The organism is Paenibacillus sp. H1-7, assembly GCF_022354825.1.
Lineage (GTDB): Bacteria > Bacillota > Bacilli > Paenibacillales > NBRC-103111 > Paenibacillus_S.
Genome location: NZ_CP031168.1, coordinates 7,139,903 through 7,148,809, shown reverse-complemented (window position 1 = coordinate 7,148,809; position 8,907 = coordinate 7,139,903). Strand labels below are relative to the sequence as shown.

At 52.3% G+C, this 8,907-nt stretch carries 7 protein-coding genes; 3 read left to right on the top strand and 4 right to left on the bottom strand.

Annotated elements, in window-relative coordinates:
• Positions 1 to 188: 188 nt before the first annotated feature.
• Positions 189 to 881, bottom strand: coding sequence for a response regulator transcription factor (locus DVH26_RS31435; RefSeq protein ID WP_239629244.1), 693 nt, complete (start codon positions 879 to 881; stop codon positions 189 to 191).
• On the bottom strand, positions 878 to 2,401 hold the full coding sequence (locus DVH26_RS31430; RefSeq protein WP_239629242.1) for a sensor histidine kinase: 1,524 nt from the start codon (positions 2,399 to 2,401) through the stop codon (positions 878 to 880). The genes DVH26_RS31435 and DVH26_RS31430 overlap by 4 nt, the downstream gene beginning before the upstream one ends.
• Before the next feature lie 1,085 nt (positions 2,402 to 3,486).
• Here DVH26_RS31430 and sdaAB point away from each other — a divergent pair.
• Together sdaAB and sdaAA are read left to right on the top strand one after the other, a co-directional pair.
• Entirely contained in the window at positions 3,487 to 4,227 is a 741-nt protein-coding gene (sdaAB, locus tag DVH26_RS31425; protein WP_239629239.1) for an L-serine ammonia-lyase, iron-sulfur-dependent subunit beta, read from the top strand.
• Positions 4,228 to 4,309: 82 nt separating this feature from the next.
• Entirely contained in the window at positions 4,310 to 5,185 is an 876-nt protein-coding gene (gene sdaAA / locus DVH26_RS31420) for an L-serine ammonia-lyase, iron-sulfur-dependent, subunit alpha (RefSeq protein ID WP_239629237.1), read from the top strand.
• A 362-nt stretch (positions 5,186 to 5,547) separates the two neighbouring features.
• Here sdaAA and DVH26_RS31415 read toward each other — a convergent pair whose 3' ends face one another.
• Together DVH26_RS31415 and DVH26_RS31410 are read right to left on the bottom strand one after the other, a co-directional pair.
• Positions 5,548 to 6,135: a GerMN domain-containing protein gene (locus DVH26_RS31415; RefSeq protein WP_239629235.1), complete on the bottom strand. Its 588-nt coding sequence runs from the start codon at positions 6,133 to 6,135 to the stop codon at positions 5,548 to 5,550.
• A gap of 24 nt (positions 6,136 to 6,159) precedes the next feature.
• Positions 6,160 to 7,563: an N-acetylmuramoyl-L-alanine amidase family protein gene (locus DVH26_RS31410; RefSeq protein ID WP_239629232.1), complete on the bottom strand. Its 1,404-nt coding sequence runs from the start codon at positions 7,561 to 7,563 to the stop codon at positions 6,160 to 6,162.
• A 395-nt stretch (positions 7,564 to 7,958) separates the two neighbouring features.
• On the opposite strand from DVH26_RS31410, the gene DVH26_RS31405 reads away from it, so the two are divergent.
• A complete protein-coding gene (locus tag DVH26_RS31405; RefSeq protein ID WP_239629230.1) occupies positions 7,959 to 8,891 on the top strand; it encodes a hypothetical protein in 933 nt (310 codons plus the stop codon).
• Positions 8,892 to 8,907: the final 16 nt, after the last annotated feature.

Genomic DNA, 8,907 nt, shown 5'->3' with positions numbered 1-8,907 from the left:
ACTAACCAATAGGTTAGGAGCAGAGGCAGGTGGCAGGGGTGCGCAGCGTTGAACCGGAAGAGGAGATGGGAGTGGGGTGGAAAAGCGAAGCGCCCGCCTTTAAAATCGCGTCTTCCCCTCTAGATATAATAATATGAGACGAGATTTTAACAGCGGTTGGAACCCTACACCATTCCTCTAGTGTCAGCTCAGCCCCCGCCCCTTACCTTATGAATCAGCTGGTGAATATTCAGATCCCGCAGCATCTGTGTAACTTCCTTCGATCTTTTTTTGTTGAACTTTTTCAAAATCAGGTTGATTTGCGACTTGATCGTCGACTGCTCGACCTGCCGGAACCGGGCGATTTCCGCGACCTTCATATCTTTGAGCAGCAGCTCCATAATTTCCAGCTCTGTCGGCGTCATCTGCGACAAAATAATCGTTGCCTTAAGCAGGCTCTCCTCGTTGCGGCGGATCCGGGAAAACTCGTTTTTGATTTTATACGAGAACTCGGGCCGAATTTGCACAATCCCGTCATAAGAGCTGCGGATGCTGCGGATTATTTCCTCCGGAGGACTCGTCTTCAGAACATAGTCGACGGCTCCGGTTTCGAAGGCATTGAACACCGTCTCGTCGTCCTCGTGCACCGTCAGGAAAATAATTTTCAAATGCGGGTAGCTGAGCAGCACCTTCTGCGCCGTTATGATGCCGTCGTGCTTCATATCCATCTCGATGTCCATAACAATGATGTCGGCCTCATGCTCCTGGAGCAGTTGCAGCACCTGCTTGCCGCTTGCGGCTTGCCCTACGACGTTCATATCCTCCTCGCGGCCGATCAACTGGCAGAAATGGTTTCTCAGCACATCTAAATCCTCCGCTACGATAATACGGATCGGTCTCATGGCTCTCGACTCTCCTTAAGCTCGGATTTTACTACATACACAGGCATGATGATCTGAAACGTGCTTCCCTCCTGCGGGCTGCTCTCGACATGAATGCGTCCGTAATGGCCCATCACGACATGCTTGCTGAACGATAAACCGACGCCCCAGTTTCTCGTCGTGTTCTTGCTTGTAAAGAAAGGATCGAAAATCGTCTCCAGCTGACCTGCTTCAATGCCGGAGCCGTTGTCGATGATTTGCACGATGACCCAGTTTTCCTCTACATAACAGTTCATGACGATGAGTCCTTTACGATCCTCATCTATCGCTTCGACGGCATTGACAAGCAAGTTATAAAGCGCTTCCGTCAAAGGCTCCAAATCGGCCAGCACCATCAAAGATTCATCGGGCAGCTGGCAATCGATATGAATATGATCGGGGACAACCGTTACCCGTTCCACCGTCAGGCGCATGAGCTCCCGGATCGAAAACGCTCTCAAATGAAGCTGGTTCGTTTTAAACGAATTGTACAGCTGATCCAGCCGGCTGAGCGTGTGAGAGACGATATCCTCCGCCTTGGAAAGCGTTTGCATCGATTCCATAGCTGCTGCCTGCTGCTGCGCCCCGGACTGATCTTTGGCTTGCCGGATGAGCAATTGAATCATGATGAGCTGATTTTTGATCGCATGGGTGAACACCCTCGCTCCCATATTGGCCGTGTTCAGCTTGCGCTGCAGCTGGAGGTCGCGTTTGCCCATCGTTTTCTCCACTTCCGTATACCGCCAAATGGACAAAATGCTGATCAGTGACAAAATGCCGGTAAATCCGATGCTCGCATACCAGCCGAACAGCGTTAAAGGCGGATTGAAATTGGAAAAATCCGAATAGAGCACATAATAAGTACGAACGTCGAATACTTGCAGAGGGCCCATAAAGCCAAGGTAAAAGTAAAACAGCACCAGCGAAAAGACGCCGTACAAAATATGCTTGCTTTGCGTTTTGACCCAAGGCACGGTCATTTTCCGGTATTTCTGGATCATGAGCAGCAGCGAGAGCAGCAAGGATACGACGAGCCAGCCCCGTGTCACCCAGCCGATCACATAGGTGAAATTTCGGTCCAATACCGTCAGAGCCCATTTGTAGATGACCGGATCGTAAAAAATGATATTGGCGATCGGGAATAGCGTATTGACCGCGTAGATTTTCCACAGCTGCTGGAACGGCCTGTAGTAGAAGAGAGAGACGGAGAGCCCGATCAAGCTGAACACGAACAGCGATCTTCCTATGGTGATCATCCGGCTGATGCCCTCGATCTTGATTGGCAGCTCAAGCAGGAAGTTACGGATGCTGTCGTTGAAAAACAGCACGATATTCACCTTATAGTAGAATCCGCCGTATTTAGCTATGAATAAGATCAGTCCGGCCATGCTTAGAAACCAGCCTACGAGAACGAAGCCCATCCAATAAGCGGACGGATTGCGCGATTTGGTAATGAACAGGACGATGGCGGCCAGCATTAGAAAAATAAGCAGTAATGTCATAGGGATTCTCCTGCGCGCATGTCATCTATGAATCTATTTTAACATAAAACCGCAGGGCATTCGCCTTTTTTCGACAAAGCCGTTTTTTCACCGTAAGCCAATAATAGATTCACGAGGCCATTGATGCAGACATTAAATTTGCGATAAAAAGCTGCCTCTTATATGTGGTGAGTTTAGCTAGAGCAAGACTTTAAACCTGAGGAGCCTTTGCAATGATTGGAGTTGAGCTTGTTGAGCTCTGTGAAATAGAAGAAGCTCGAGGGATCCGTCGAAATCCTCCTTCGGACCGCGATGAACCGGTTTGCACTGCGATGACCGCGGCGGACCGCAATGGATCACGATGGACCATAATGAACCGCATTGAACCACGATGGACCACAAAAGAAAGCCTTTAAACCATGATTATTGGCTTGGCGCATCAATTGACGCCATCTATACTCCACCAGTTGGTTCTAGAATCCTTTGGCACCAAGGGAACCGTAAGTGTACCCATTGGGTTATTGGTGCCATCGGACATGAGATCCGTTATTTCCTGAAATGATGGCTCTTTTGGAGTGTAATCGGACACAGAGGCCGTTATTTGCTAATTTTTCCGACAGAACCAGTGCATTTTCGCGAAATAAAGGATCTGTTGTCCGATCACCTAGCAAATCAAGTGTTTTTTGGCAAAATAACGGATCTACGGTCCGCAACAAAATTAACGATGCTCATCGACTCTTCGACTATACACCAACGAGCTCTTGTTGTTGAGAAACCTCGAAATCAAAAACAATTTGCTGAGCAGCTTGTAATGGACCTTCTTTTAGGGCTTTTTTCATTTATCAGCGGCAAATTTTAAAAGAGGCTCCAATGCTCCTCCTGGACATACCATAATTAACCCTCGCACTAGTATTGTCGAGGCCAGATTGACTAATCAACAGCCTGTTATCCGATTGAAAAGCTGCCCTCTTCCAGTAGATAGCTGATGTACTCCACAAATAGAAAAGTTTAAATTCGGGGCAAGGCGGCATGAGTATCAAATTCATAAAATCAGACAAAATCGGGCATATCTATGAAATTGAAACCAATGCCCGGGGAGTGTCGGAATGAGGTTCAAAGATGTGTTTTCCATTATCGGTCCGGCGATGGTCGGGCCCTCCAGCTCGCATACCGCCGGCGCTGCGAGAATAGGCAGGGCGGCGAGGCAGCTGTTCGGGGAGCAGCCCGAGCAGGCGCTTATTCTATTCTACGGCTCGTTCGCCGCAACGTATCGGGGGCATGGAACCGACCGTGCCATAGTCGGAGGACTGCTCGACCTGCAGACGGACGATCCGCGTATTCCGGATGCTCTGGAGATTGCGGAGCAGAGAGGGCTGCACGTTACGTTCGATGAAGGCAAAGGCTTGTTCCCGCATCCGAATACGGCCAAAATCGTGCTGGCCTCGTCCTCCAAGCCGAAGCAGCTGTCTATGGTCGGAACCTCAATCGGCGGAGGCAATATCGAGATCGTCGAGATTAACGGCTTCAGCGTGAAAATGAGCGGCGTATACCCGACCCTGGTCTTATGGCATCATGATTGGCCGGGTGCCGTCGCCGATATGACGCAGCTGCTCAAGCAGCGCAGCGTTAACATCGGTTACATGTCCGTGGACCGCAAAAGCCGCAGCGGCGATGCGCTGACGGTTCTGGAGCTGGATGCCGCTCCAACGCCGGAGCTCGTTGCGGATCTGAACGGCGTGCAGGCGATTCAATCCGTGCATATAGTCGATCTGAACCGGGAGAGCGGCATAGTCGGGGACAGTACGGCAGCCAAACAGAAGCTAAGCAGAGAAGACGATCGGACATAAAGGCAGGAAAGCACACGGAGGAGGAGCCTTCCCTTATATAAAGGAACGCCATTAAGAAAAAAGAAGGAAGGTCGGCAAAAGGATGAAATTCAGAACGCTGCAGCAGCTGGCGGCATTGTGCGAAGCGAACAACATGACGATCGGCAGGCTGATGCTGGAGGAGCAGTGCGCCGAGTCGGGACGAAGCGCGGAGCAGGAATTCGCGAAGATGACGGAGTACTACTCCGTCATGAAGGAAGCGGTCGAGCGCGGCCTGCGCGACAATACGACCTCGCGCAGCGGCCTGACCGGGCTCGACGCGCAGCGGGTCATGGCTTACCGCGAGCGCGAGGAACCAAGCCTCGGCGACGCGGCGAGCGAGGCGATGGCCTACGCGCTCGCGGTGTCCGAGGTGAACGCGTCGATGGGCCGCGTCATCGCCACGCCGACCGCAGGCTCGTGCGGCATCATCCCCGGCGTGTTCGTCAGCTGCCAGCGGCGGTTCGGCTGGGACGACGAGCGCATGACGTACGGCTTGTTCGCGGCGGGGGCTATAGGCTACGTCATCGCGAACAATTCGTTCGTCTCCGGCGCCGAGGGCGGCTGCCAAGCCGAAGTCGGGTCCGCCATCGGCATGGCGGCGGGCGCGCTCGCGGAGCTTCGCGGCGGAACGGCGGCTCAGGCCGTCCACGCGGTCGGCCTCGCGCTGAAAAACACGCTCGGCCTCATCTGCGATCCCGTCGGCGGCCTCGTGGAAGTGCCCTGCATCGTGCGCAACGGCTTCGGTGCAGTGACGGCTCTGGCGGCGGCGGATATGGCGCTCGCCGGCGTCAGAAGCGTCATCCCCTCGGACGAGGTCATCCAGGTGATGCTGGAGGTCGGCTCCGCGATGCCTGCGAAGCACCGCGAAACGGCGGGCGGCGGGCTCGCCCAGACGCCGACGGGACGCAAATTAATGGAGGAGCTGAGAAAGAAATAATGCTTTTCAAACAGGGGGAAATTGGTTTATAATGATTTCCTTCGCTCTTGGAAGAGAATACGGTTATACACAGTGTTATCAACAATATCAACAGTCTATAAACCTAGACTGTGCATAAATCGGCATGAGGTTATAAACATATCCACAGAACGAGTTATCCCCAAGATATTCATCCACAGATTTCCATCCTGTGAGAAGGATGTTACTCCGCTGTCCACAGCACAGCCAGCGCAGCCGTCTATGAACAACACAAAAAAGCAGCTTGCCGAAGCAAGCCGCTTTTTTGTGGACACGTAAGAAATTAGGCTGCGCCAAATTTCTTATGAAAGCTGACGCTCCCAAGTAAGGAGCTGTCCGTCAACTCATTCGCCTCTTTTGATCGGATGAGGCAGGTCCATGTGACCCATCAGCGATTCCGCCGCTTTGCCGTCCACCAGAATATCGATCGAGTCGATTTCCTTAAACTGGAACAGCGTCTTCTTAATCGCTTCCAGAAGCATCGCTTCGCCCGGAGCCCCGAGACGGCCCTCGCCTGAGACGGTCAAGTCGAGCGTCAGCTTCTTCTCCTTCAGCACGGCCGATTTGAAGCCAAGCGCTTCCGCCAGCGGAACCAGATTGCTGTTTTGCGGAGCTTTTTTCAACGTCCAGAGCGCGGCCGTATATTTGTCCTTGTCTTCCTTGAAATTGATCGTAACTTCCTTCTCCACGAGCTTGGTAGCGAGCTCATCTCCATAATAAGACTTGATGTGAAGCTGGTTCTGCTCCTTCTTCGTGTCCTGCGGAACCTCCTTCTGTGCGGGAGGCGGAGTCGTCTGGGGGCTATTTGCCGTATTCCCGGACGGCTCGGAGCCTTGTGCTCCATTGCTGCCGAGCGGCTTTTGACCGCACCCCGACAAGGCTAATGCGAGCGCTCCGATCAGGAGCACACTGCGAACTGTAAATTTTTGCATCGAAACCACCACCTTATTTTCTGCCTATCGAAGGTTAAGCTGCTCTTTGATGCCTGCAACGATTGCTTCAGCCACCTTGTTCTGGAAAGCTTCGTCGAACATCAGTGAGGTATCGCGCTCATTGGACAGATAGCCTACTTCCAGCAGCACAGCGGGCATATCAGTAGTTTTTACCACGCGAAACGGTTGTTGACGCACTCCGCGATCAGGCAGTCCGGTTGCCGCTGCCAGATGTTTATGCATAATGTCGGCAAATGCAACACTATCGGCTTTATAGTAATACGTTTCGGTGCCAGTCGACGTTTTCAGGTAGCTGTTGCCGTGAATGGACACAAATACGTTGGCGTTGCGGTCATTGGCGAACTTGGAACGGTCATCCAATGGAATGAACGTATCGTCGCTTCGCGTAAGAAACGGCTGTATTTGCGGTACCTCCTGCAGCAGCTTGTACACTTTGAGGCCCATCGTCAGATTGAATTCTTTCTCCGTCCGGCCGTTGACTGCTTTGGCGCCGGGATCCTGATCTCCGTGGCCCGGGTCGATAACCACCTTATATTGAGCTTGGCGGAAAGCGCCGGTCAAGGCGGCCGTGCCCACACCCGAATCCCAGGATAAATCCACCGATTGCTTCATGTCAAGCACCACGCGGACGGAATGCGGGCTGACGTTGTATTGCGAGTAGCGGACTTTGGACACGTATACGCTGTCGGATACGGTTTCTCCGCTTTTTGATGCCTTATTTGTATATAACGACGGGTCCAATACGGCATTGGGAATGTCAATGACAATCCGTGAAGGATCGTTCAAAGAGAACGTAACCGGCTTCAGCTCGCCCGTATCCGCCTTAATAAGCAGTTGGGAAGAGGACAGGTCGATCTTCTGGATGACAGGCAACGGTTTGCCGTTCGCGTCCACAGCCGGCTTGTCCGCCGGAGCGTCAGGTTGTCCGGCAGGAGGCTGTACGGTCCCCGGGTTCGCAGCCGGCTTCTCCGTTAAATAAACGGCGCGGCTCACATCGTTCCAGTTCACTTCAATCCCCATATTCTCGGCTACAAACCGGACAGGCAGCAGCGTATTGCCGGCAATCAGCAAAGGCGCAGCGTCCAGCGGGGTCTTCACTCCATTCACCATAGCCGAAGGCCGATCGATAACCATTTCGATTTTGGTTTCATTTTTTACAATCGTAACCATTTGGGCTTCCTGGTCCCATTGCACCTTGGAGCCCAGCTCCTCCGCAATGATACGAACGGGAACCATTGTTACGTCCTTAATTATTCGCGGCGCGACCTCCGGCTTCAACTGTTTCCCGTTAAAAAACAACGGAACGCCGGAAGTGGAATCGTTAGCCGCAGCCGAAGCGAAAGCCGGGATCAGAAGTGCGATAAGCAGCAGCGATAACAGTGTAGTAATAAATCTTACCTTCATCATTCACCTCTAAACAATATTCGTAAGTCATTGGATGTTGCGAACCGCAATGGACGGTTGTCAAAAAACAGCTTCAGTCTCCTTTTTTTCTTATGTATTTGCGACAGCATGACCTCCTTTTCGACAGGTTACAGATTATTAGACTCCGCGAATCCCCATTTGTTGCATTTTTCCAAGGCCTATTTTCCCTGCTTGGGTCTTATGGAGCAATTTTCAACCCATTGGATGGAAGGAAAGGAAGCGATTATGCGGAATGGGGCATCTGCGCCCAGTTTAGAAATATTTAAGAATGTTTTAATCTCCGGTTTAGAGCCTGTTTAACGGGAGTTTATAACGGCGGGTTAAGCTGGTAATCAGAAAGCGGAGATGCTTTCAAACCAATCAAGGGAGGAATCACATTGAATAAGAAATGGGTAGTAGTGGGAACGGGATTGACTTTGGGAAGCGCGTTGTTCGTCACATCCGCCTTTGCGGGGATAGGGGATGCAGCAGGATATGACGCCTATAAAGCGGCGATCAAGCAAACGGCTTCGATTTCCAATGTAACGAAAAATGTCCATGTGTCCGTTCAGGATAATGGAACGAAGCTGCTGGACGTGACTTCCACAATCAAATCCGATTCGTCGTTCAAGAACGTTAGTGCCGATGTAGCCGTTAAAGCCGGCGATGCCAGCAACACGGCTGCTTTCTACAAGCAGGACAGCAAAGGCGTAGTCAAGCCGGGAGATAGCGACGTGTACGGCGTCATCGATATGTCGGGACACGATTGGCATCACGGCAAGGACGGTGGCAACGATGGCAATGAGACATGGGATGACAGCACCTTTGCCAAGGAGCGGGAGAACGTCATTGACGCGCTGGTAGGCGGGCTGAAGGACCAGGTGACATTGACGCCGCAAGCCGACGGCACGAAGCAGATCGATCTGCAGCTGAACGGCAGCCAAATTCCGGCAGTAGCGAATGCCATCAGCTCCTTGGTCATTAAGGGTGCGGTGAATGGCCACCATCCGGGCAAAGCCGGGGATATGCAGCAAAATCCGTTTGCCGACGAGCTGAAGCAATTTACGGGAAGTCTGCCTAAGCTGTCCCAAGACATTCAAATTAAGCAAGTCAGCCTTCACGCGGCAGTTGACGCCCAGAACCGGATTACCGGGCAGACGTTGAAGGTTACGGTAACCGGCAAAGACGACAAAGGCGCAGCTCATGAAGTTGTCATCGATGCGGCGGCGGACTTGTCCGGCTTCGACGCGACGACACCGGAGCAGGTGGATTTGACCGGCAAGCAAGTACAAAACATAGAGAAAACATTCGGCCCGCACAAAGGCCGCTAAGGAATGAACCAAGGGC

What these genes read in the sequence shown, in the direction of transcription:
- DVH26_RS31410 (WP_239629232.1), bottom strand. Translation starts at nt 7,563, where the DNA reads ATGATGAAGGTAAGATTTATTACTACACTGTTATCGCTGCTGCTTATC.
- sdaAA (WP_239629237.1), top strand. Translation starts at nt 4,310, where the DNA reads ATGAAATTCAGAACGCTGCAGCAGCTGGCGGCATTGTGCGAAGCGAAC.
- DVH26_RS31435 (WP_239629244.1), bottom strand. Translation starts at nt 881, where the DNA reads ATGAGACCGATCCGTATTATCGTAGCGGAGGATTTAGATGTGCTGAGA.
- sdaAB (WP_239629239.1), top strand. Translation starts at nt 3,487, where the DNA reads ATGAGGTTCAAAGATGTGTTTTCCATTATCGGTCCGGCGATGGTCGGG.
- DVH26_RS31430 (WP_239629242.1), bottom strand. Translation starts at nt 2,401, where the DNA reads ATGACATTACTGCTTATTTTTCTAATGCTGGCCGCCATCGTCCTGTTC.
- DVH26_RS31415 (WP_239629235.1), bottom strand. Translation starts at nt 6,135, where the DNA reads ATGCAAAAATTTACAGTTCGCAGTGTGCTCCTGATCGGAGCGCTCGCA.